Consider the following 22696-nt stretch of genomic DNA (forward strand, 5'->3'; position numbering starts at 1 on the left):
CGGCGCGCTACTCGAGCACGATGAGGAGGTCCCCGCCCTCGACCTGCTGAACGGAGGTGATCGCCAACCGACCGACCTTGCCCGCCGCCGACGCGGTGATCGAAGCTTCCATCTTCATGGCCTCGATCGTCGCCACGGTCGCGCCGGCCTCGATCTGATCGCCTTCCGCCACCTGCAGCGTCACCACACCGGCGAAGGGAGCAGCGATCTGCTTCGGGTTGCCCTTCTCGGCCTTTTCGGTCGCGGGGACGTCCGAGGCGATGGAACGGTCGCGGATCTGGATCGGCCGGAGCTGGCCGTTGAGCGTCGACATCACCGTGCGCACACCGCGCTCGTCGGCCTCGCCGATGGCTTCGAGCTCGATGAGCAGCCGGACGCCGGGCTCCAGGTCGACCGCGTACTCCTCACCCGGGCGCAGACCGTAGAAGAAGTCCTTGCTGGACAGCACACTCGTGTCGCCGTAGGCCTCGCGGTGGGCTTCGAACTCCTTCGTCGGGCCGGGGAAGAGCAGCCGGTTCAGGGCTGCGCGTCGGTTGTCGGTGAGGTCCTTGCGGTCCTCTTCGGACAGTTCTGCCACAGGCTTGGCCGCCGAACGGCCCTCCAGAGCCTTGGTGCGGAACGGCTCCGGCCAGCCTCCCGGCGGGTCGCCGAGCTCGCCGCGCAGGAAGCCGATCACGGAGTCCGGTATGTCGAACTTGTTGGGCTCGGCCTCGAAGTCCGCGGGTGAGACGCCGGCGCCCACGAGGTGCAGCGCGAGGTCGCCGACCACCTTGGACGAAGGCGTGACCTTCACGAGGTGGCCGAGGATCTTGTCGGCCGCGGCATACATGGCCTCGATGTCCTCGAAGCGGTCGCCGAGGCCCAGCGCGATGGCCTGCGTGCGCAGGTTGGACAGCTGGCCGCCCGGGATTTCGTGGTGGTACACGCGCCCGGTGGGCGACGCGAGGCCGGCCTCGAACGGCGCGTAGATCTTGCGCACGCTCTCCCAGTAGGGCTCGAGGTCGCCGATCGCCTGCAGGTCGAGGCCCGTGGTGCGGTCGGAGTGGTCGGTCGCCGCGACGATCGAGCCGAGCGACGGCTGCGAGGTGGTGCCGGCCATGGAGGACACAGCGCCGTCGACCGCGTCCGCGCCCGCCTGGATCGCGGCGAGGTAGGTGGCCAGCTGGCCGCCCGCGGTGTCGTGCGTGTGGATGTGCACCGGGAGGTCGAACTCCTTGCGCAGCGCCGTCACGAGCTTGGCGGCGGCCGGTGCGCGGAGCAGGCCGGCCATGTCCTTGATGGCCAGGATGTGCGCCCCGGCGCCCACGATCTGCTCGGCCAGCTTGAGGTAGTAGTCGAGCGTGTAGATGTTTTCGTGTGGATCGGAGAGATCGGAGGTGTAGCAGAGCGCCACTTCGGCGACGGCGGTACCCGTTTCGCGCACGGCTTCGATGGCCGGCCGCATCTGCTCGACGTCGTTGAGGGCGTCGAAGATGCGGAAGATGTCGATGCCGGTGGCGGCCGCCTCCTCGACGAAGGCGTGCGTCACCTCGGTGGGATACGGCGTGTAGCCCACGGTGTTGCGGCCGCGCAGCAGCATCTGCAGGCAGATGTTGGGCACGGCCTCGCGCAGCTGCTCGAGGCGTTCCCAGGGGTCCTCGGCCAGGAAGCGCAGGGCGACGTCGTAGGTGGCGCCGCCCCAGCACTCGAGGGACAGCAGCTGTGGCACAGTCGCGGCGACGACCGGGGCCACGGCCAGCAGATCCTTCGTGCGCACGCGCGTGGCGAGCAGCGACTGGTGGGCGTCGCGGAAGGTCGTGTCGGTGACACCGAGCATCGGCGACTCCCGCAGCCAGCGGGCGAAGCCGGCCGGGCCCAGCTCGGTGAGCTTCTGCTTCGAGCCGTCCGGCGGAGTCACGTCGGCGGGCAGCTTCGGCAGCTTCGCCGTCGCGTCGAGCGTTCGCGGGCGCTCGCCGTGGGGGCGATTCACCGTCTGGTCGGCCAGGTAGGTGAGCAGGCGCGTGCCGCGGTCCGCCGAGTGGCGGGCGGTGAGCAGATGCGGGCGTTCCTCGATGAACGACGTGGTGACGCGGCCTTCGCGGAAGTCCGGGTCGTCGAGCACTGCCTGCAGGAACGGAATGTTCGTGGAGACACCGCGGATGCGGAACTCCGCGACCGCGCGGCGGGCGCGGCCCACGGCGGTCTTGAAGTCGCGGCCGCGGCAGGTGAGCTTCACGAGCAGCGAGTCGAAGTGGGCGCTGATCTCCGTGCCGGAGAACGCGGTGCCGCCGTCGAGCCGGATGCCGGAGCCGCCCGGGGAGCGGTAGGCGCTGATCATGCCGGTGTCGGGGCGGAAGCCGTTGGCCGGGTCTTCCGTGGTGATGCGGCACTGCAGCGCGGCGCCGCGCAGGTAGATCTTGTCCTGCGAGAGGCCGAGGTCGGCCAGCGTCTCGCCGGAGGCGATGCGCAGCTGCGACTGCACGAGGTCGACGTCGGTGACCTCCTCGGTCACCGTGTGCTCGACCTGGATCCGCGGGTTCATCTCGATGAACACGTGGTTGCCCTGGCGGTCGAGCAGGAACTCGACGGTGCCGGCGTTGCGGTAGCCGATCTTGCGCGCGAAGCGCACGGCGTCGGCGCAGATGCGGTCGCGCAGCTCGGGGTCGAGGTTCGGCGCGGGCGCGAGCTCGACCACCTTCTGGTGGCGGCGCTGCACGGAGCAGTCGCGCTCGTAGAGGTGGATGACGTTGCCCTCGCCGTCGGCGAGGATCTGCACCTCGATGTGCCGCGGTTCGACCACGGCCTTCTCGAGGAACACCGTCGGGTCGCCGAAGGCCGACTCGGCCTCGCGGGCCGCGGCTTCGATGGACTCGCGCAGCATCGCCGGGTCCTCGACGCGCCGCATGCCGCGGCCACCGCCCCCGGCGACGGCCTTGACGAACACCGGGAAACCGAGGTCGTCGGCCGCGGCCACCAGGGCGTCGACGTCGCTGGAGGGCTCCGACGAACCCAGCACCGGCACGCCGGCCTCGCGCGCGGCCTTCACGGCACGCGCCTTGTTGCCCGTGAGCTCGAGAATTTCGGCGCTCGGGCCGACGAAAGTGATCCCCGCCTGCGCACAGGCGAGCGCCAAGTCCGGATTCTCCGACAGGAAGCCGTAACCCGGGTAAACCGCGTCGGCACCCGCCTTCTTGGCGGCCTTGACGATCTCCTCGACGGAGAGATAGGCGCGCACCGGGTGTCCGGGCTCCCCGATCTCGTAGGCCTCGTCGGCCTTCAGCCGATGGAGCGAGTTGCGGTCTTCGTGCGGGAACACGGCAACCGTGCCCGCCCCCAGTTCGTAGCCTGCGCGGAACGCTCGGATCGCGATCTCGCCGCGGTTGGCCACCAGCACCTTGCGGAACATGCCCGGTCCTTCCGGTTTCGGATCGGTAGTGAAGGCACGTTACCCGGTTCTTCTCGCCCTCCGGGAGCTGAAGTCCAAGTGATGGACATCATTCGCGCCGACCTGCGTGCATGATGCGGGGATCTCAGGCTCGTCGCAACAGTCAGGACGTCGGTGCGGCCAGGGTGCAGAGCAGGCGGTTGGCTGTGCCGGACGGCACGTTTTTCACCACGTCCGGCGTCGCTGCCTGCACCAACGCCTTGGCGACGTCGGCCGGCGCGGCATCCGGGTGCAGGGATCGGTAGACGGCGGCGGCGCCTGCGACGACGGCCGCGGCCATCGAGGTGCCCGATAACGTGCCGACGTCCGACGATCCCGCGATCGGCGCCGGGATGTCGACGCCGGGCGCGTAGAGGTCGACGGGCGTCCCAAAATCCGAGAAAGTCGCCACCTGGTCTTGCACGTCGCTCGCCGCGACAGTGAGTGCGGCCGGGACCCTCGCCGGCGAAACTTGGCTGTCGTCTTCGCCGCCTTCGCCCGCGGGAACGACGGTGGGCATCACCGCGGCGAGGCCGGCCACTGCGTTGTCCAGCTGCTCGTTGGCGACGCCGCCGATGCCGAGGACGGCGACGGCCGGCTGGTGGGCGTTCTGGGCGACCCAGTTGATGCCCGCGATGATGTTGTCGGTGGACCCGCCGCCGTCCTTGTCGAGCACGCGGACCGGGAAGATCTGCGCGGCCTTGGCGACGCCGTAGCTGCGGCCGGCGACGATGCCGGCGACGCGGGTGCCGTGGCCGTTGGTATCGGAGGTGTCGGCGCCGGCCGTCAGGAAGTCCTTGCCCGGCTGGACCCGGCCCTGGAAGTCGGGGTGTTTGGCGTCGACGCCGCTGTCGATCACGTAGACCGTGACGTCGGCGGCGTCGGATTCGTAGCGGTATTTCTGGTCGAGGCCCGTCCGTTGATCGATCCGGTCGAGCGCCCAGCTCGGGGGGTTGACCTGCGTGCCGCCGGCCGCGAGCGCGGGCGAGTTTCCCGCCGCCACCAGCAGGAACGCCATTGTCGCCGAAGAAAGACCACGAGCCGTTCGGTTCCGCATTCCTGCGTCGTATCCCGGGCGCGCGTCGACGGCAACTCGACGTCACACGATGGGCTGGTCCGTGTTTGGGCTCGAAATCCGGTTGCCCGCTCGTCGGCGCGCGGCGAAAGTGATCATGGACCGAACCAGGGGGGACGATGCCCGCCAACGCGTACGTCGCCGTTGTCCTCTACGAGGCAACGAGCGATTCGCCCACGTACGAACCGCTATACCGCGAAGACTTCGTGCTCGTGTACGCCGAAAGCGAAGAAGCAGCGGGCGAAGCCGTGGCCCGGCGCGTCGAAGGCGAGACGGGCAGCCATCGCAACGAGCAGGGCGAGCTGATCACGTTGCGCTGCAAGCGGGTGGTCGACGTCGCGCGGGCCCTCGAGGACGACCTCACGCGCGACGCCGACCTGTACGCCCGGCACTTCCGCGATTTCGCCGCCTATCGGCGATTCGAACCGCTGACGGCGGACTAGCTCCGGGGCACGTGGTCGCTGACGGACATCGTCGGCAGGTAGACCAGGGCGTCGAACGCCTGGACGACGTCGACCTGGGTGAACATGTGGGCGTGGCGCATGCTCGTCGGGCCCGCCACGCCTTTCGCGCGGTTGGCACGCAGGTCGACGAGGCAGGCGTCGGAGCCTGCGAGGGTGGCTTCGACGCTGTCGTCGGCCAGCGGCGGGAGCTCTTCGGTGTGGACGCGAAAGCCGAGGCGTTCGCCCTCGTCCGGGGTGAGGCCGCTGGTGGTCCCGGTGCCGGCGGTGACGCCGAGGGTGAAGTAGTCGTCGCCGAACTCGGCGGCCAGGTGCGTGCCGGCCGAGGGGAAGACCATGCCGGGCGCCGCGGCGAAGGGGACGCGCTGGAGGTGTCCGTTGTGGACCATCACGACGATCTTCGTCCCTTCGCCGTATAGGCGGCGAAGCAGCTTCACGGTCGACGCCATGTACGTGTCGCGCGACGAACTCAGCATCGGCGGCGCGACGCCCGCCATCATCGCCGCCAGCTCGCGCAGGTACATGTCGATGCGCAGGGCACCGAGGGCGTGGTGCTCGGCGGTGGCGTGAGCGTCCCGGTCGCGCCACTGCGAGTAGACGGGTGCCAGCGATTTCAGGTGGGACAGGAGAGCGGTGAAGGCAGCCGTTGCGGCGTCGCGCGCGGGGGCGGCCATCGCCGCGTAACGGCCAGGGGCGACGGCACTGCTGACGGACGCGTACGGCTCCGAAGCGGTGAGGCCGGCCTCGACCAGCGGGACGACGTCCGGGGCGACGTCCTCGAGGTAGCGCTGCACGGCCTTCAGCGCGGGCACCGGTGAGCCGCCGGAGCTCGGGACGTCGAGGCCGGCGTAGCGGACGCCGCCGTGGCCGCGGAGCCAGGTGAGCATGTCGTGCGCCTCGGGTGAGTCGCCGAGGGAGAAGGTGAAGCCGTCTCGCCCGATTTCGGCGACGTCACCGGGAGCGCCTCGCAGCCAGCCATCGACAAGCTCGCCCTCGGCGAATCCCGACTCGAACCCGAGCACGGTGAAGCCGTGTTCCTCGACGAGGTGGCGCAGCAGCCGGTTGCGGAGCTCGCCGAACTCGCGGATGTGGTGATTGTTCTCCCCGATCGCGACGATGCGCGCGTCTCCGATCAGGTCGGCGATCGGTGAGACGTCGTCGGGTGAGAAAGGCGTACGGAAGTCGAGGTCTGGCATACTGGGCACACTAACGCAACTGGAGTCGCACTTGGCAAGCGAATCGGCCGGAACCCGCCGACCGGGTGGGCGCACGGAACGCACGCGCCTCGCCGTGCTGCAGGCGACGCTCGACCTGCTCGCGGAGCGCGGCTTCACGAACTTGACGGTGGACGCGGTCGCCGACCGTTCGGGGGTGCACAAGACCACGATCTACCGCCGCTGGGAGTCGACGGACGGGCTCGTGGCCGCCGCGCTCCGCTTAGGCACCGAACAGCCGTGGACGGCGCCCGACACCGGCTCCCTGGCCGGCGACCTGACGGAGACGCTGCTGGAACTCGTGCAGTACTTCACCGAGCCCGGCCTGCGCGAGCTCCCAACGGCGTCAGTGCTGGCGGCCTTCCACTCCCCGCGTGCGGCGGAGGCGCTGCACGGGTTCTACGAGGACCGGCACGGCCGCTCGGCGGTGATGGTCACGCGGGCGATCGCGCGGGGCGAGGTGCCGGACGGGACCGACGCGGCGGAGGTGGTGCGGGTGGCGAGCGGGCCGATCTTCTACCGGCTGTTCATCTCCCGGGAGTCACTGACGGCGGCTGACGCGCGGGTGGCGGCGGAGGCTGCTGCTGCGGCGGCGCGGGCTGGTGTTTTCGTGCGGGATACAGCGGGTGGGGGCGCGGAATCAGGGGCTTGACCTCGGCGTCGCCGTTGGGGGGCGACGAGTTGTGAGCGCGGTGATTGTCTCTTCATCGCGGATGGCAACGCAGGCCATGCGGCGATGGGAAGCCAAGATCTCTGAACGTGCGCTGATGACCACGACCGAGATTGGCTGCCGACGGCACCCAGCGGGTGCGATCAGGCAACCAGGTGGCTGCACCAAGCGGATCACGGCGACCCGTGGCTACTGTTCGTACGGGCGTTGAGGTCCTGACCAGGTAAAACCGGTGATCGCCGTTGAACGGCGAAAGGGTCAGCCGCGAGGAGAGGTGCGGTAGCGGACTTCCTCGAGGGTGACCGTGCCGTTGGCGACGGATTCGACCTTGGTGCGGCCGTCGAGAGTCCAGCCGGTGCGTTCGTAGAAGGTGCGGGCGCGAGTGTTGCCGGCGAGGACCCACAGGGTGGCGGTGGCGAAGTCGGTGGCCAGGGCGGTGAGGGCGCGGGCGTGGAGGGCGCGGCCGAAGCCCTGGCTCCAGAACTCGGGCAGCAGGTAGATCGACGCGAGTTCGCCGGTGTCGGGGGTGGCGTCCTCGTCGCGGCTGGGGGTGGAGGCGGCGAAGCCGGCGATGGTGCCGTCGGGGGTTTCGGCGACGAGGACGGTGTGGCGGGGCGCCAGCGCGGCCAGGCTTTCCGCCCAGAAGGCTTCGCGGCGGGACGCTGAGAGGCCGGCGAGGAAGTCGGCCGGGAGGAGGCCGGCGTAGGCGGCTCGCCAGGAGCCGACGTGGACGCGGGCGATGCCGGCAGCGTCCGCGACGACGGCCGGGCGGACGGTGGCGGCCGAGCCAGACGTGGTTGCCAGGCCGGAAACGGCAGAGCCCGACGAAGCCGCAGAGCCAGAGCCGTAGGGCGACGACGGTACCGCCGCGGAACCAACGGCAGACACCGAGGCAGACGCCGCACCGGAGCCCGAAGCAGACGCTTCGCCAGGGAGAGAGCCGGAGGCAGGCAGAGCACCAGAGCCAGAGGTCGAAGCAGGAACAGCATCGGAGCCGGAAGCAGCCGCCGCGCCGGAGCCAGACACAGAGGAAGCCACCGCACCAGATCCGGAGCCGGAGGCAGGCAGAGCGCCAGAACCAGGGCCCGAACCAGAGCCCCTCGTGTCAGCGCCGGAACCAGCCGAACGGCCCAGAGGCTCCGAACCAGTCAACTCTTCTCCAAGTACTCCGCGCGCTCCATGTCCACCACATCGGACACCATTTGGGCCAGGCCAGGGTACGAAGAGAGCGTCGGGTCGCGCAGCACGATTTCCTGGGACTGGGCGCGCGCCTCGGTGATCACGTCTTCGTCGCGCAGGAGCGAGAGGAGCTTCAGGCCCGAGCGTTTCCCGGACTGGGCCGCGCCGAGGATGTCGCCCTCGCGGCGGAGCTCGAGGTCCAGGCGGGAGAGTTCGAAGCCGTCGGTGGTGGACTCGACGGCGGCGAGGCGTTCGCGGGTGGCGGTTCCGTCCAACGTCTCCGTCACCAGCAGGCACAGGCCCGGCACGCTGCCCCGGCCGACGCGGCCGCGCAACTGGTGCAGCTGGCTCACGCCGAAGCGGTCGGCGTCGAGGATGACCATGGCGGTGGCGTTGGGGACGTTCACGCCGACCTCGACGACGGTCGTCGCCACGAGGACGTCGATCTGGCCGGCGCCGAAGGCCCGCATGACTGCGTCCTTCTCGTCGGCGGGCATGCGGCCGTGCAATGCCGCGACGCGAAGGCCCTTCAACGGCCCGCCCGCCAGCTCCGGCGCCACGTCCAGCACGGCGAGCGGCGGGCGCTTGTCGCTCTTGTCCGACGGGGGCTCGTCGCCGATGCGTGGGCACACGACGTACGCCTGGTGCCCCTTCGAGACCTCCTCGCGCACCCGCTCCCACGCCCGGTCGAGCCACGCGGGCTTCTCCGCCACCGGCACCACGGTCGTCTTGATCGGCGAGCGCCCGACGGGCATCTCGCGCAGCGCGGACGTCTCCAGGTCGCCGTACACGGTCATCGCGACCGTGCGCGGGATCGGAGTCGCGGTCATCACCAGCACGTGCGGTGACGTGGAGTCCGAACCGCGCGAACGCAGGGCGTCGCGCTGCTCCACGCCGAAGCGGTGCTGCTCGTCGACCACGACGAACCCGAGGTCGGCGAACTGCACGGTGTCCTGGATCAGCGCGTGCGTGCCGACGACGATGCCCGCCTCGCCGCTCACCGTCTCCAGCAGCGACTTCTTGCGTTCCTTCGCGCCCATCGACCCGGTGAGCAACGTCACGCGCGTGGCCTTCTCCGCGGCCCCCAGCTCCCCCGCCATGCCGAGCTCGCCCAGCATCTCCCGCAGCGAACGCGCGTGCTGCGCCGCCAGCACCTCCGTGGGCGCGAGCATCGCCGACTGCCGCCCCGAATCGACGATCTGCAGCATCGCCCGCAGCGCGACCACGGTCTTACCCGAACCCACCTCGCCCTGCAGCAGGCGGTTCATCGGGTGCTCGGTCGCGAGGTCCGCGGCGATCTCGTCGCCGATCGCGCGCTGGCCGGCGGTCAGATCGAACGGCAAGCGCTTGTCGAACAGGTCGAGCAACCCGCCGTCGGTGTGCGGGCTGGCCTTGGCCGGGCGCGACACCGCGGAATGGCGCCGCTGGGCGAAAATCAGCTGCACGGCCATCGCCTCGTCCCACTTGAGGCGGTGGCGCGAGGTCTCCAGGTGCGCCCAGTCCTCGGGCCGGTGGATGCCACGCAACGCCCGTTCGAGACCGGGCAGCCCGTGCTGCTTCAGCACTTCGGCCGGCATCGGGTCGGCGTCGACCTCCAGCACGTCGAGCACCTGCCGCACGCACTTCGCGATCGACCACGTCGGCATGCCCTGCGCCGCCGGATACACGGGGATGATCTCGGCGAGGAAGTTGTCGACGGCCTCGGCTTCGCGTTCGGCGTCGAGCAGCTCGTACTCCGGGTTGGCCAGCTGCAGGGTGTCGCGGAACGCCGTGACCTTGCCCGCGAACAGGCCGGTTTTGCCCGGCGCCAGTTCCTTCTCACGCCACGCCTGGTTGAAGAACGCGCAGGCCAGCCGGCGTTTCCCGTCGGTGATGACCATGTCGAGGATCGTGCCGCTACGCGACTTCATGCGCCGCTTGCTGATCTTCTCGATCCGCGCCAGCACGGTCGCGTGTTCGCCCAGCTCAAGGCCGGCGATGTCGGTGAGCTCGCCGCGCTCGGCGTAGCGGCGCGGGTAGTGGCGCAACAGGTCGGAGACGGTTTCGATGTCGAGCGCACCCGACAGCGCTTTCGCCGTCTTCGCGCCCAGTAGCAGCGGCAGCTTTTCGCGCAGCCCGGCCATTTCTATTCGACCCCCATCAGCAGCACGGCTCCGGCCTGGCCACTGGCATAACTCGTCAACTCCACTTCGGGGTGCTCCAGCCGCAGCTGCTCGGCGAGCTCCGCGGTCACGCCCGGCGGGGCGGCGGCCCCGCTCAGCACGGTGACCAGCTCGCCGCCGAGCGTCAGCATCCGGTTGAGCACGCTCATCGCGGCCGCGACGAGGTTCGTCTCCGAGGCCGGCGCCGGTTCGATCAGCACCACCTCGTCGTCGACCAGGCCGATCACATCGCCGGACTGGGCCCGGCCCACCCAGGTTAGCGACTCCTCGCCCGCGATCCGCACCTCGCCACGCCTGGTCGCCGCGGCGGCCTCGGCCATGGCGACGACGTCGTCGTTGACCCGCCGGCCTTCGTCGTGCACCGCGAGCGCGGCCAGCACCTGCACGGGCGACGTGCAGGGGATCACCACGACGTCGCGGTCGCCCGCCATCGCGTGGCCCGCCGCCGCGTCGGCCGCGGCAGTGAGGTCGAGGCCGCCCGGCAGCACGGTCACGTGCCGGCCCGCGGCCTCGTTGAACAGCCCGATCATGTCCTCGACGCCGGGTTTCCCACCGTCGGGCACGGCCAGCACGGCGACGCCCTCGGCCCGCAGCAGCTCGGCCAGCGCACCGCCGTGGACGACGGCCACCACCGACCGGTCGAGCCCGCCGCCCGGCTCGATCGGCGTGGGCGTGAGCAGCGGCTCGACGCGGATCCGGCGCGGGCGGCCCAGCTCCAGCCCCGCCTCGATGGCCGCGCCGATGTCGGCACAGTGGACGTGGACGGCGTGGCTGCCCGAACCGTCACCCGCGACCGTGACGCTGTCGCCGAACCCGCTCAGCTCCTTGCGCAACGCCGGCAGCCGCGCCTCCTCGACGCCGTCCAGCAGGTACATGACCTCCCACGCGTACGGCGCGGGCTCGGTGACGGCAGGCATCTCGACGGTGGCCGTGAGCTCGTGCTCGGGCTGCGCCGCGGTGCCGCTGATCACGCCGGCCAGCGCGTCGAGCACGGCGACCAGCCCTCGCCCTCCAGCGTCGACGACCCCCGCTTTCGCAAGGGCCGGCAGCTGCTTCGGCGTCTCCTCCAACGCGGCCGCGGCGGCCGCGGCGACGGTGGCGGCGACCTCACCCAGCGACCGCGTGTCCTCCTGGACGGCTGCGGCCACGACGTGCAGCACGGTCAGCATCGTCCCGGCGACGGGCCGGCTCACCGCGCCCGTGGCGATCCGATCGGCGTGCGCCAGCGCGGCCGCGAGACCGGCGCCGTCGAGATCCTCGCCCTCGGCCGCCCAGTCGGCGATCCCGCGAACGACCTGAGAGATGATCACGCCGGAGTTGCCGCGCGCGCTGGCGACGGCACCCTTCGCCAGCACGGTCAGCGCCTCGGCCACGTCCGACGGCTCCGCAGCGGCCAACGCGTCGCGCGCGCCCATCATCGTGTGCAGCAGGTTCGAACCCGTGTCGGAGTCCGCGACGGGGTACACGTTGATGCCGTTGATCGCCGGGCGCAGCACCTCCAGGCTGCGCACGCACGCCGCCGACCAGGCCGACACCGCCACCACGTCCAGCACCCGCACCCCGTAACCTCCTCGCTGGTTCACGCGAGGGTATCGACTTCGCGAGTGTCGATCCCGGAGGACTCGACCTCGCAGGTGTCGATCCTGCCGGAGTCGATCTCGCCGGTACCGATCCTGCAGGTACGACCCCGTGCGGACCCTACCCAGACGAGTAGTTACTATGGTCGAGTTGCCCAGCTGGACTGGGCGCCATTCTTTGTCCCATATCCAGAGGAGTTCGACGTGGCTGCCGTGTGCGACGTCTGTGGCAAGGGACCCGGCTTCGGCAAGTCGGTCTCGCACTCCCACCGGCGTACCAACCGCCGGTGGAACCCGAACATCCAGACTGTGCACGCCAAGATCGGCGTGTCCCAGCGCAAGCGCCTCAACGTGTGCACCTCGTGCATCAAGGCGGGCAAGGTCGTCCGAGGTTGAGGTTGCCGGTGCTCGTGTAGGGCACCTGGAACGACGAAATGGCGAGTGCTCACCGAGCACTCGCCATTTTTTGTCACCTCAGGAAATCGGTCAGCACGGCGCGCAACGATTCGGGCGCGTTGAGGACGCCGTGGTCCTGCCCGGGAATCGACTCGTAACGGGCGTGCGGCACGGCCTCGGCGACGGCTCGAGCCGCGGCGCCCATCCAGGCCTCGCCGGCGCCACCCGACAGCGCGAGCACCGGGACGGTGATGGCGGCCAGCCGGTCGGCGGGCAGGCGACTGCCGGGCCCGGTGACCGTCGCGTCGTACGGCAGCGTGTGCGCGTAGCCGGCGAACCAGTCCCACACGGGCCGGCCCTTCATGGCCGCCACGCCCTCGGGCGGGATGGCGACGCCTTCGGTCAGGAAGAGCTCCACCGCGCCGTCGCGGTCGTCAGCGGCGATCAAAGCGCTGAGCCGATCCGCGAGGTCCTCACCAGGGCGTGGCCGCTGAGAGTCCACGATGAACGGCGGCTCGTACACGGCCAGCTTCGTGATCGGCAGCCCCCGGGCCGCCGCTTCGAGAGCCAGGATCGCGCCCGAGGAGTGGCCGAACACGGCCGCGGCGCCCCCGACCGCGTCGATCACGGCCGCCAGGTCGTCGAGCTCGCGCTCCACCGAGTACAGGGGCGCGTCCCCGCTCTCACCACGGCCTCGCCGATCAATGGCAACGCCCTGGAACCCGGCCTCGGCCAGCACGACGGCGAGCGCGGCCACGGTCGTCCGGTCGTTCACGGCACCGCCGACGAGCAGCACCGGCGACCCCGCGCCGTAAGTGTCGAACGCGATCGGCGTGCCGTCGGCGGAAGTGACGGTGGTGGTCATGGCTGTCCTCCTGGGTGTCGTTCTCACCTTGGAGGTCGGAGCGACGACCCGCGACCGGACAGGCTCAGGGAAGTTTCCACTCCACCGGCGCCGCGCCCTGGTCGGCCAGGAGCTGGTTCGCGCGGCTGAACGGGCGCGAGCCGAAGAAGCCGTTGTGCGCCGAAAGCGGGCTCGGGTGCGCCGACTCGATGCACGGGATCTCACCCAGCATCGGCCGGAGGTTGCGGGCGTTGCGGCCCCAGAGGATCGCCACCATCGGCTCGTCGCGGGCCGCGAGCGCCTTGATCGCCTGCTCGGTCACCTGCTCCCAGCCCTTGCCCTGGTGGGAGTTCGACTTGCCGGGCTGCACCGTCAGCGCGCGGTTGAGCAGCAGGATGCCCTGCTCGGCCCACGGGGTGAGGTCGCCGTTGGTCGGCAACGGGTGCCCGAGGTCCTCGGCGTACTCCTTGTAGATGTTGACGAGGCTCTTCGGCAGCGGCCGCACCTCGGGCGCCACCGAGAAGCTCAACCCGACCGCGTGGCCCGGCGTCGGGTACGGGTCCTGGCCGACGATCAGCACCCGCACGTCGTGGAAGGGCTGCTTGAACGCCCGCAGCACGTGTTCACCCGCCGGCAGGTAGGTGCGGCCCGCCGCGATCTCCGCGCGGAGGAACTCCCCCATCGCGCTGACCTGCGGGGCCACGGGCTCGAGGGCCTGCGCCCAGCCGGCTTCGACGATCTCGTGCAGCGGTCGTGCGGTCACGGCCCGCGAGCCTAGCGCGGTGCGGGCGGGGTCAACGTGGCGGGTCGATCCGGCGCAGCTCTTCGCGGAACCGCGCCCCGCGGCGCACGTACGAGTCGACCACCGTGGCGATCTGCTCGGCGGAGAACGACTTGTTCGGCCGCACCTTCGCCGGCACCCCGAGCGCGATCTCGCCCGGGCCCACGTGCGAGTTGTACGACAGCACCGCGCCCGCGCCGACCATTCCGCTGTCCTCGATCACGGTTCCGTTCAGCACCACAGAACCCGACGCGATGAGGCAGCCGGTGCCGATCACCGCGCCCTCGACGTGCACGGCGTGGCCGATCGCCGACGACGGCCCCAGGATCGTCGGGTGCTTCTTGGTGCAGTGGAGCACGCACCCGTCCTGCACGTTGGAGCGCTCGCCGATCTCGATGTAGCCGTGGTCGCCGCGCAGCACCGTCTGCGGCCACACGGAAGCGCGTGGGCCGATGCGGACGTCGCCGATCACGGTGGCGTCGGGGTGGACGTAGGCGTCCGGGTGGATCGAGGGTTCGAGGTCGCCGAGCGCGTAGATCGCCAAAGCCGTCTCCCGTTGGTCACACGAGGTTCTTGCCGAAGCACCGGTTGTCGGCTTCGTCCTTGTACACGCCGAAACCCGGGATCCGGGTGTAGCCCGACGAACCGTAGAGGGCGATCGCCTCAGGCTGTTCGGTACCCGTCTCCAGCACGGCCCGCAGCCGCCCCGCCGCGACCGCCGTGCGTTCCAGCTCCGCCAGCATCGCGCGCGCGAAACCCTTGCCCCGCGCGGATTCCACGACGTACATCCGCTTCAGCTCCACGTCGCCGGGGCTGAACGCGGGCGCCGGCCCGTCGTGCGCGCGCCATGCGCCGGAGGCCACGGGCACGCCTTCGAGGTAGCCGACGAGGAACAGTCCACGCGGGGGCGCGAACTGCGAAGGGTCCATCGGCGTCGAGTCCTCGCTGCCGTAGCGGCGCACGTACTCGAGCTGCACTTCCGCCATCAGCTTGGTCGCGTCGGGATGGTCGTACGCGACCGCTCGGATCTCCACGACGACGAGACTAGTGCTGCTGCCAGTGCTCCCAACCGCCTTCGTGACCATAATCCTTGCCGTCCACGGTCACCCCGGATCCCGGCATCGTCACGGCGCCGATCTTGCGCCAGCCCTCGGGCAGCTCGCCGAACGGCGGGAACGTGGCCGCCAGCGCGTGGTCTTCACCACCCGTGAGCACCCAGCGCAGCGGGTCGGCGCCGAGCGCGGTGCCCACTTCCTGCAGCCGCGTGGAGATCTCGAGCTCCGCGGTGCTCACGTCGAGCCCGACGTCCGACGCCGCGGCGATGTGCCCCAGATCGGCCAGCAGCCCGTCGGAGATGTCGATCATCGACGTCGCGCCGGCCAGCGCGGCCTGCGGCCCGGCCGGGTACGGCGGTTCTGGGCAGCGCTGCGCGTTCACGACCCCGACCGGCGAACGGAACCCTCGCCGCAGCACGGCCAATCCCGCCGCCGCCCAGCCGAGTCGCCCGCAGACGGCGAGGACGTCGCCGGGCCGGGCGCCCGAGCGCGTCACGGGTTCGCGGTCTTCGAGGTCACCCAACGCGGTGACACTGATCACGATCTGGTCGGCGCTCACCATGTCGCCGCCGGACACCCCGACGCCGCCGCGGGTCGCCTCGGCCCACATGCCGTTCATGATCTCGGTCACGAGCTGGGCGGGAGTGTCCGGTGGACACGCGAAGCCCACGAGGACCGTGGTCGGTTTCGCGCCCATGGCCGCGACGTCCGACAGGTTCACCGCCACGGCCTTGCGCCCCACTTGCTCGGGGCTCGACCAGTCGAGGCGGAAGTGCACGCCCTGGACCAGCACGTCCGTGGTCGCCACCACGCGGCCGTCGGGCGCTGCCACCACGGCCGCGTCGTCGCCGGGGCCGAGCAGCGTGGCCGCCGGCTGGCGACGCCCGTTGGTGACCGCCTGGATCAGCGCGAACTCGCCCGTCCCGGCCACCGAGCCATCGTCCGGTGACACCGGTCACCTCCTGTTTCTCTCCGTGTACGAAGCCTCGACCACCGACAGTCGGATCCCCTAGGTTTTTCCCGGGGCTGGCGATACCTTGCCTACACCGTTCCTACCTCGACTCCATCGTTACCGACGAAAGGGCACGCCGTGGTCCACGCATACATCCTCATCCAGACCGAGGTCGGCAAGGCGGCCGCGGTGGCGGCGGAGATCTCCGGTGTACCGGGCGTCACCAGCTCGGAGGATGTCACCGGTCCCTACGACGTGATCGTGCGCGCGACCGCGGACACCGTGGACCAGCTGGGCCAGCTCGTGGTCGCGAAGGTGCAGAACGTGGAAGGCATCACGCGGACCCTGACCTGCCCGGTGGTCCACCTCTGAGACGTGGTGCACTTCGGGGGTGGCAGATTCCGACACCGGCGCACCCCCGCGGGTGGTCCTCGTGGTCGCGGCCGTGCTCGTGGTCGCGCTGGCCGTGGTGGTCGCCGTCTTCGCGGTGACGAAGAAATCGGCGCTCAGCGACGAGGGCGTCGCGAGTGGACCGCTCCCCCTCGTCGCTGTTCCCGCCCCGCAGGCAACCACGCAGGCGTGCACGACGGTCGTCGACGCGCTGCCCGCGACCTTGAAGTCCAACGGCCAGGACCTCGCCCGGCGCACGCTCGCCCAGCCCGCGCCGAAGTCCACCGTCGCCTGGGGTGACGGCGACGCGATCGTGCTGCGGTGCGGGCTCGACCGGCCGCCGGAGCTCACCCCGACCGCGCAGCTGCGTGTGGTCAACGGCGTGCAGTGGCTGCAGGTCACCGAAGACGCCGCGGCCACCTGGTACGTGGTGGACCGCGACGTCTACATCGCGTTGACCGTCCCCGACTCGGCCGGGACCGGGCCGCTGCAGACGGTGTCGGACACCGTCAACGCGAAGCTGCCGGTCAAACCCTTGAAGTTCTGACCGTCCGGGCGGCGATTTCCTCCAGCGAGTCGCCCGTGGTGCGTGGCCCCAAAACGGCGACGTCGACGATCAGCACCACCATCGCGGCGGCAACGACGGCGAACATCCTGGTGGCGCCCTGCGCCTGCAGCACCGGCAGCAGGATGAACGGCATCGCCGCGGTGGCCAGGCGCGAGAGCGCGTACGCCGAACCGGCGGCCGTGCCGCGCAGCGACGTCGGGAACAGCTCGCCCTGGTAGGTGTGGAAGGCGTTGGAGAACACGTTGCTGGCGGCGGTGTAGCAGAAGCCGAACACCGCGATCGCCACACCGGCTGTCGAGTAGCCGAACGCGAGCCCGAACACCGCCATCGCCGCGGCACTCGCGACGATCAGCCACTTGCGCTCGATCCGTTCGATGACGGGGATCGAAAGCGCGGAACCAATCGGGTAGCCGAGGAACGTGATCGCGCTGAACGTCAGCGAGTTCACGAGGCTGAACCCCTTGGCAGCCAGCACGATCGGCACGAGCGAGCCGAAGCCGTAGTAGCCGAACGCTTGCAGCAGCTGGAAGATGTAGAGCATCGACGTGCGCCGCGCCCACGGCTTGCGCAGGAGCGCGGAAAACCGCACGGGTTCCGGCGCGGGCAGATCGGGCGCGGGTTCCGGGAGCGGTTGCGGTGCCGAGGCTTCGAGCTTGCGCACGATCTCGTCGGCTTCCGCCTCTCGCCCGCGAGCGGCGAGCCAGCGCGGCGACTCCGGCAGCGTGAACCGCAAACCCCAGACGACGGCGGCGCCGAGCGCGCCGATCACGAACAGCCAGCGCCAGCCGTCGACGCCGAGCGGCGAATGGCCGGCCAGCGCCCGCGCGAGGAACCCGGCGGCGGGCACGCCGCAGAAGCCGAGCGTGTACGCCCAGGCTGTCGCGCGGCCGCGGGCGCGCGCGGGCAGCAGGTCGGCGAGGTAGGCGTCGGCGACGGGGAGCTCGGCGCCGATGCCGATCCCGGCGACGAAGCGGCAGACCACGAGCATCCAGACGTCCGTGCTGAACGCGCCGAGCAGCGTGAACACCGAGTACAGGCCGAGCGTCAGCAAGAACGCGCGGCGCCGGCCGAGCTGGTCGGCGAGCTTGCCGAGGCACACCGCGCCCACGAACGCCCCGACGAACGCCGACGCGAGCACGTACTTCAGCGCGTCGGCCGTGACGCCGAACTCGTGCGTGAGCACGGTGCTGATCGTGGACGCGAGGAACAGGTCGTAGAGGTCGAAGAACGTCGCCACCCCCACCACGGCGACGAAGTACCGGTGCCGGCGGGTGACCGGGAGCCGGTCGAGCCGGGATGCGATCTGCACGCGTTGTCTCCTGCCCTGGCCTGGGCGTGCCGCGCGCGGGCCACGTCGGCGTCACCCGGTGCCACCGGATGATCACTGTAGTGGGTGATGCCGTTCGTCGGTTCGGCGGTTGTGGCGCTGCCCTTTCCTGCAGCTGTTCATTATTTCGAAACAACGGAAACACCAAGTTGTTCCGGGCGACATCATCGGGAAATGCCGCGCCGGTGAAATTCTCCGTGATATCGGGCCGGGAATGTCAGGAGGTTTCTTTTCTTCACCGTTTGCAGTTTCGCTCGACCCCGATCGTCGCAGCTCCGGGTCGACCGTTTCTCGTTGTACCCCTTGGTCTTTCGACTCCACGGTGCGCCGAGTGAACCTGTCGCGCGCCGAATTCCACCTCGGAAAGGAATCACCAGTGCCGCCGATAACCGTGATCTTCGTCGTCTCGGGACTCGCCGTTTGGCTCAACGGCTTGGCATTTCTCGGGATCGGCGCCAAACCCGCCGAGGACGGCCCGAATCCACTGACCACGGTCGGCTGGGTGACCCTGCTCGCCGGCGTGGTGGACCTCCTGCAAGCCGCCGTGATCATCGCGACGGCGCCGCCCGCGACGGGCGTCCCGTTGGCCGGAATCGTCACGTTCTACGGCACGTTCTTCACCACGCTGGGCGTGACTCTCGTGCGAGGCCTGGACCTCCGGCCGGTCGGCAACCTGGCCGTGGCGGTGGCCGTGGTGCCGCTGCTGTGGTGGAAGTTTTTCGCCGGCAGCTGGATGCTGCACTCGATCCTCGTGGTGTGGCTGGTCGCGTTCCTCGCGGTGGCGGCCACGACCTACGGCAAGCTGCCCGGCAAGGTGCTCGGCGGGATCCTGACCGTCACGTCGCTCTACACGTTCCTGACGCCGGCGGCGTTGCTCGCGCTGGGTAAGTCGATCCCCTGATCACGTGACCACACAGGGTCACCCGAGTGGGTGACCCTGTGTGGCGTCAGCGGAGGCCGGTGCCGCGGGCGATGGCGGTGTCGATGAGGGTCGACAGGAGCGTGCTGTAGTCGACGCCCGTGACCTCCCACATCTTCGGGTAGGCGGACTTCGTGGTGAAGCCGGGCATGGTGTTGACCTCGTTGATCACGAGGTCGCCGGCTTCGGTGACGAAGAAGTCGACGCGGGCCAGGCCCTGGCAGTCGAGCGCGCGGAACGCCTCGACGGCCATGGCGCGGAGGCGGTCGGTGAGGGCGTCGTCGAGCTTGGCCGGGATGTCCAGCTCGGCGTCTTCGCCGAGGTACTTGGTCTCGAAGTCGTACCAGGCGTCCTCGCCCTCGGCGAGCACGCGGATCTCCGCCGGCAGCGAGGCTTCCACGCGGCCGTCGGGGAACTCCAGCACGCCGCACTCGACCTCACGCCCGGCCACAGCAGCTTCCACGAGCACCTTCGGGTCGGTGCGGCGGGCCAGCTCGATGGCGGCATCCACATCGGACCAGTCGGTGACGCGCGAGATCCCGACGGACGAGCCCGCGCGCGAGGGCTTCACGAAAAGGGGCAGCCCCAAGCGTTCCCGGTCACCCTGGGCCAAAGTGGACTGTCCACGGCGGAGCGCCGCGTACGTGCCCACCGGCAGCCCTTCCGCGGCGAGCAGCTTCTTCGCGTACTCCTTGTCCATGGCGGCGGCGCTGGCCAGCACGCCCGGGCCGACGTAGGGGATGTCGGCCATCTCGAGCAGGCCCTGGATGGTGCCGTCCTCGCCGAACGCGCCGTGCAGCACGGGGAAGACCACGTCGACGGTGCCGAGCACCTCGGTCGCCTGCCCGGGGTCGACGGTGCGCAGCTCGCGGCTGGTCGGGTCGCCCGCCAGCACGAGCGCGCGGCCGGACTCCACGGTCGGCAGCTCGCGGCCCTGGATGCTCAGCTCCTTCGGGTCGCCGGTGCCGAGCACCCAGCCACCCTGCGGGGTGATGCCCACGGGAAGCACCTCGTAGCGCTCCGGATCCAGGTTCGCGATCACGCTGCCCGCCGACAGGCACGAGATGGTGTGCTCGCTGCTGCGACCGCCGAACACGACCGCCACGCGGATCTTCTCAGCACTCATGGTCGCTCACCGTACCGGGTGACCACGCCCAACGGCGCGCACCCGGCGTTGCGACGGTCCCCCGGCCCGTCCACCCGCGGGGGTGGTGGGTGCGGGTTGGGCATGATCAGGTGCTTGTTCGACGCCGGGGTGCCTCCGGGTGCAGGCGCTGTCGGACCAGTGACGGACGCCTCCCGCCGGTTGCCCGAGTGGACCGGTCGCGCTGCACACCGGTCACTCTCCCGAGTCCGCGGGCCCCGACCGCAGCCGAGCACATCGGCAACCGGTGCGGCCCGGGTCGGCCGCACCGTGGCAAAAGCGCCGCGACGAGGAGCGCGCCGTATCGGCGGGGGCGAGTGGTTCTTCGACGCCGCGGCCGAGCGGCTACGGCACCAAAGGACCACTCGCGCTGCACGCCGCTCACCGCCAGCGGCAAAAGCAGCGCCACCTTTGCGGTCGGCGAGCACACCCGCGGCTGGAGGCGGCGCCGGCACGAGAGCCTCGCAAGCGCGCCCCGCGGCACCGCGCGTGACGGCTGAGGTGCCACTGGACCACTCGCGCAGCACGCCCCCTCGTCACCGCAGGCGAAGGCGTCCCGCGCCGGCCGGTCAGCGAGGTGAATCCGCCGCCGGCCCCGGCAGGAGAGCCCCGCGCGAAAAGCCCCCAGCGCCGACAGTGACGACTGAGGTGCCACTGGACCACTCGCGCCGCACGCCACCCGACGCCGCAGGCGAAGCAGCGCCACCCTTGCCGTCAGCCAAGCAAACCCACCGGCGGCGCCGGCACGGGAGCATCGCGAGAAAGGCCCGCAGCGCCGACAGTGACGAGTGAGGTGTGGCTGGACCACTCGCGCCGCACGCCACCTCGTCACTGCAGGCGAAACACCCCGCGGCCTGCCGGCCAGCGAGGCAAACCCGCCAGCGGCGCCGACACGAGCGCCTCGCGATAAAAGCCCCCAGCACCGACAGCAACGAGTGCGGTGTCGCTGGACCGCTCGCGCAGCACGCCAACTCACCGCCGCAGGTGAAGCAGCGCCACCCTTGCCGTCAGCCAAGCAAACCCGCCGGTGGCCGCGCCGGCATGAGCGCCTCGCGAGCGCGCCCCACGGCAGCGAGAGCGACGACTCGGGTGCCACCGGACCGGTCGCGCGGTGCGGCGGCCGCCGCGGAAGGCGCAGTACCTCGGTCGGTCAGCGAAGCAAATCCACCAAAGCCGGCAGCGCACTCACCAACGCCTCCCGCGAACAGCCCGCGTACCCGAGCGCCACCCCGTGCACGGTCGGCGTCCCGGCGAAGTGGCGCGCCAGGCCGTCCAGGCGGATGCCGTGGCGTTCGGCCTCGGTCAAGCAGCGGGCTTCCTGCGCGGCGGACGCGAAGGGGACCACGAGGTGGGCACCGGCGTCGTCGCCGAGGATGGGGATGGCGGCGGAGGTGAGCGCGGCCGACAACAGAGAGCGGCGTTCGGCGAGTTCGCGGCGGAGTTTACGCAGGTGGCGGCCCAGGTCGCCGTGGCGGGCGAGCTCCACCAGCACGCGCTGGCCGGCCGGCGAGGGGCGCGTGCCGGTGAGGTCGCGGTAGGCGAGCACGGCCTCGGTGACCGAGGCGGGCGCGACGAGCCAGCCGGCGCCGAGCGTGGGGGTGAGGATCTTGCTCGTGGTCCCCAGGTGGACGACGACGTCGGGCGCGAGGGCGGCCAGCATGGGCAGTGGGGCGACGTCGAAGCGCAGCTCGCCGTCGTAGTCGTCCTCGATGACGAGCATGCCATCGGCGCGGGCGCGTTCCACGAGCTCCACGCGGCGCGCCGCGCTCATGCGGCTGCCCATCGGGTACTGGTGCGCGGGAGAGCAGTACACCGCCCGCGCGCCGGCGGGGATCGCGTCGGGGCGGAGGCCCTCCTCGTCGACGGGCACGCCCACCACCGTCAGCCCGGCGGACCGGAACGCCTGCACAGCCCGCTGGTAACCCGGCTCCTCGAACGCCACCACCGCGCCGCGCCGCAGCACCGCGGCGGCGAGCTCCACGACGGCGGCCGTGGTCCCGCCCGTCGCCAAGACCGAGCCGGCGGCCAGACCGCGGTGCCGCAACAGGTGTTCCGAAACGGCCGCGCGGTACTCGGGCAGGCCGGCGCGGTGGGCGCGGACCAACGGCTCCGGGTCGGCCGCCGCCCGCCACGCGCGGCGCCAGGCCGCGCGGTCCAGACCGGCCGCCCACGGCGTGCCCGGCGTCAAATCCAGCACGGGCGCCGTCTCGGGTTCCGGCGCGAGCGGTCCCGCCGGGGACACCGATGCGGCCGCGCGCGTCGGCGGTGTCGTCACGTACGTGCCGGAGCCGTGGCGCCCGGCGATCCAGCCTTCGGCGTGCAGCTGCTCGTACGCGGCCGAGGTCACCGTGCGCGAAACCCCGAGCCGCTCGGACAGCGCGCGCGTGGACGGCAGCCGGTCGCCGCCGCGCAGGTGCCCGCTCGCGGCGGCCTCGCGCAGCGCGTCGGCCAGCTGCACGGCCAGCGGCGTGCTCGCCTCGCGATCGAGGCTCACCGGCAGCGCGGTGTCGGCGTACGACACGGAACCTCCCGAACCGAAAAAGGAAAGTGGACTTCCCAAGTGTAGAAGAAGTGGCCGT

General features: G+C 70.9%; 20 protein-coding genes. 6 read left to right on the forward strand and 14 right to left on the reverse strand.

Annotated features, from left to right (window positions below; translation table 11 throughout):
* Positions 1-7: 7 nt before the first annotated feature.
* Positions 8-3385 carry a pyruvate carboxylase gene (locus tag AB0M56_RS46025; protein WP_364188634.1) on the reverse strand — a complete coding sequence of 1126 codons (3378 nt, stop codon included), beginning with the start codon at positions 3383-3385 and terminating at the stop codon, positions 8-10.
* A 142-nt stretch (positions 3386-3527) separates the two neighbouring features.
* Positions 3528-4460 carry a S8 family peptidase gene (locus AB0M56_RS46030; protein ID WP_364188636.1) on the reverse strand — a complete coding sequence of 311 codons (933 nt, stop codon included), beginning with the start codon at positions 4458-4460 and terminating at the stop codon, positions 3528-3530.
* Between the two features lie 137 nt (positions 4461-4597).
* Between AB0M56_RS46030 and AB0M56_RS46035 the strand changes: the two genes are divergently transcribed.
* Positions 4598-4921 (forward strand): DUF4288 domain-containing protein, encoded by a 324-nt coding sequence (locus AB0M56_RS46035; protein WP_364188639.1) that lies wholly within the window; start codon positions 4598-4600, stop codon positions 4919-4921.
* On the opposite strand, the gene AB0M56_RS46040 is transcribed toward AB0M56_RS46035, so the two are convergent.
* Positions 4918-6135: an erythromycin esterase family protein gene (locus AB0M56_RS46040; RefSeq protein ID WP_364188642.1), complete on the reverse strand. Its 1218-nt coding sequence runs from the start codon at positions 6133-6135 to the stop codon at positions 4918-4920. The two genes, AB0M56_RS46035 and AB0M56_RS46040, sit on opposite strands and share 4 nt — an antisense overlap.
* 31 nt (positions 6136-6166) lie before the next feature.
* Between AB0M56_RS46040 and AB0M56_RS46045 the strand changes: the two genes are divergently transcribed.
* Positions 6167-6805 (forward strand): TetR/AcrR family transcriptional regulator, encoded by a 639-nt coding sequence (locus AB0M56_RS46045; RefSeq protein ID WP_364188645.1) that lies wholly within the window; start codon positions 6167-6169, stop codon positions 6803-6805.
* Positions 6806-7081: 276 nt separating this feature from the next.
* Here the strand turns inward: AB0M56_RS46045 and AB0M56_RS46050 are convergent, their stop codons facing one another.
* The 3 genes from AB0M56_RS46050 to AB0M56_RS46060 form a co-directional block, all read right to left on the reverse strand.
* The gene (locus AB0M56_RS46050) at positions 7082-7711 is read right to left on the reverse strand and encodes a GNAT family N-acetyltransferase (RefSeq protein WP_364188647.1); all 630 of its coding nucleotides are present in this window, start codon (positions 7709-7711) and stop codon (positions 7082-7084) included.
* A 260-nt stretch (positions 7712-7971) separates the two neighbouring features.
* On the reverse strand, positions 7972-10125 hold the full coding sequence (gene recG, locus AB0M56_RS46055; RefSeq protein WP_364188650.1) for an ATP-dependent DNA helicase RecG: 2154 nt from the start codon (positions 10123-10125) through the stop codon (positions 7972-7974).
* Between the two features lie 2 nt (positions 10126-10127).
* Complete coding sequence (locus AB0M56_RS46060) at positions 10128-11723, reverse strand: DAK2 domain-containing protein (protein WP_364188714.1); 1596 nt, start codon at positions 11721-11723, stop codon at positions 10128-10130.
* Between the two features lie 222 nt (positions 11724-11945).
* Here AB0M56_RS46060 and rpmB point away from each other — a divergent pair, with 222 nt between their 5' ends.
* Positions 11946-12137, forward strand: a complete 192-nt coding sequence (gene rpmB / locus AB0M56_RS46065; RefSeq protein WP_091623274.1) for a 50S ribosomal protein L28 — start codon at positions 11946-11948, stop codon at positions 12135-12137.
* A 73-nt stretch (positions 12138-12210) separates the two neighbouring features.
* On the opposite strand, the gene AB0M56_RS46070 is transcribed toward rpmB, so the two are convergent.
* The 5 genes from AB0M56_RS46070 to AB0M56_RS46090 form a co-directional block, all read right to left on the reverse strand.
* Positions 12211-13002 carry an alpha/beta hydrolase gene (locus AB0M56_RS46070; protein WP_364188653.1) on the reverse strand — a complete coding sequence of 264 codons (792 nt, stop codon included), beginning with the start codon at positions 13000-13002 and terminating at the stop codon, positions 12211-12213.
* 64 nt (positions 13003-13066) lie between these two features.
* Entirely contained in the window at positions 13067-13744 is a 678-nt protein-coding gene (locus AB0M56_RS46075; RefSeq protein WP_364188656.1) for a uracil-DNA glycosylase, read from the reverse strand.
* Between the two features lie 31 nt (positions 13745-13775).
* Positions 13776-14306 (reverse strand): gamma carbonic anhydrase family protein, encoded by a 531-nt coding sequence (locus AB0M56_RS46080; protein ID WP_364188659.1) that lies wholly within the window; start codon positions 14304-14306, stop codon positions 13776-13778.
* Positions 14307-14322: 16 nt separating this feature from the next.
* On the reverse strand, positions 14323-14796 hold the full coding sequence (locus AB0M56_RS46085; protein ID WP_364188662.1) for a GNAT family N-acetyltransferase: 474 nt from the start codon (positions 14794-14796) through the stop codon (positions 14323-14325).
* Between the two features lie 10 nt (positions 14797-14806).
* Entirely contained in the window at positions 14807-15769 is a 963-nt protein-coding gene (locus tag AB0M56_RS46090) for a thiamine-phosphate kinase (protein WP_364188664.1), read from the reverse strand.
* A gap of 138 nt (positions 15770-15907) precedes the next feature.
* Between AB0M56_RS46090 and AB0M56_RS46095 the strand changes: the two genes are divergently transcribed.
* Together AB0M56_RS46095 and AB0M56_RS46100 are read left to right on the forward strand one after the other, a co-directional pair.
* Positions 15908-16141: an Lrp/AsnC ligand binding domain-containing protein gene (locus tag AB0M56_RS46095; protein WP_285969653.1), complete on the forward strand. Its 234-nt coding sequence runs from the start codon at positions 15908-15910 to the stop codon at positions 16139-16141.
* Between the two features lie 19 nt (positions 16142-16160).
* Positions 16161-16706, forward strand: coding sequence for a DUF3515 domain-containing protein (locus AB0M56_RS46100; protein ID WP_364188666.1), 546 nt, complete (start codon positions 16161-16163; stop codon positions 16704-16706).
* Here AB0M56_RS46100 and AB0M56_RS46105 read toward each other — a convergent pair.
* Positions 16687-18036 carry an MFS transporter gene (locus tag AB0M56_RS46105; protein WP_364188667.1) on the reverse strand — a complete coding sequence of 450 codons (1350 nt, stop codon included), beginning with the start codon at positions 18034-18036 and terminating at the stop codon, positions 16687-16689. The two genes, AB0M56_RS46100 and AB0M56_RS46105, sit on opposite strands and share 20 nt — an antisense overlap.
* 394 nt (positions 18037-18430) lie before the next feature.
* Here AB0M56_RS46105 and AB0M56_RS46110 point away from each other — a divergent pair, with 394 nt between their 5' ends.
* Positions 18431-18955 carry a hypothetical protein gene (locus tag AB0M56_RS46110; protein WP_364188669.1) on the forward strand — a complete coding sequence of 175 codons (525 nt, stop codon included), beginning with the start codon at positions 18431-18433 and terminating at the stop codon, positions 18953-18955.
* A 46-nt stretch (positions 18956-19001) separates the two neighbouring features.
* Here AB0M56_RS46110 and AB0M56_RS46115 read toward each other — a convergent pair whose 3' ends face one another.
* Positions 19002-20099, reverse strand: coding sequence for a D-alanine--D-alanine ligase family protein (locus tag AB0M56_RS46115; RefSeq protein ID WP_364188671.1), 1098 nt, complete (start codon positions 20097-20099; stop codon positions 19002-19004).
* A gap of 1168 nt (positions 20100-21267) precedes the next feature.
* The gene (locus AB0M56_RS46120; protein WP_364188673.1) at positions 21268-22638 is read right to left on the reverse strand and encodes a PLP-dependent aminotransferase family protein; all 1371 of its coding nucleotides are present in this window, start codon (positions 22636-22638) and stop codon (positions 21268-21270) included.
* Between the last annotated feature and the right edge of the window lie 58 nt (positions 22639-22696).

The organism is Amycolatopsis sp. NPDC051372 (assembly GCF_040682095.1).
GTDB lineage: Bacteria > Actinomycetota > Actinomycetes > Mycobacteriales > Pseudonocardiaceae > Amycolatopsis.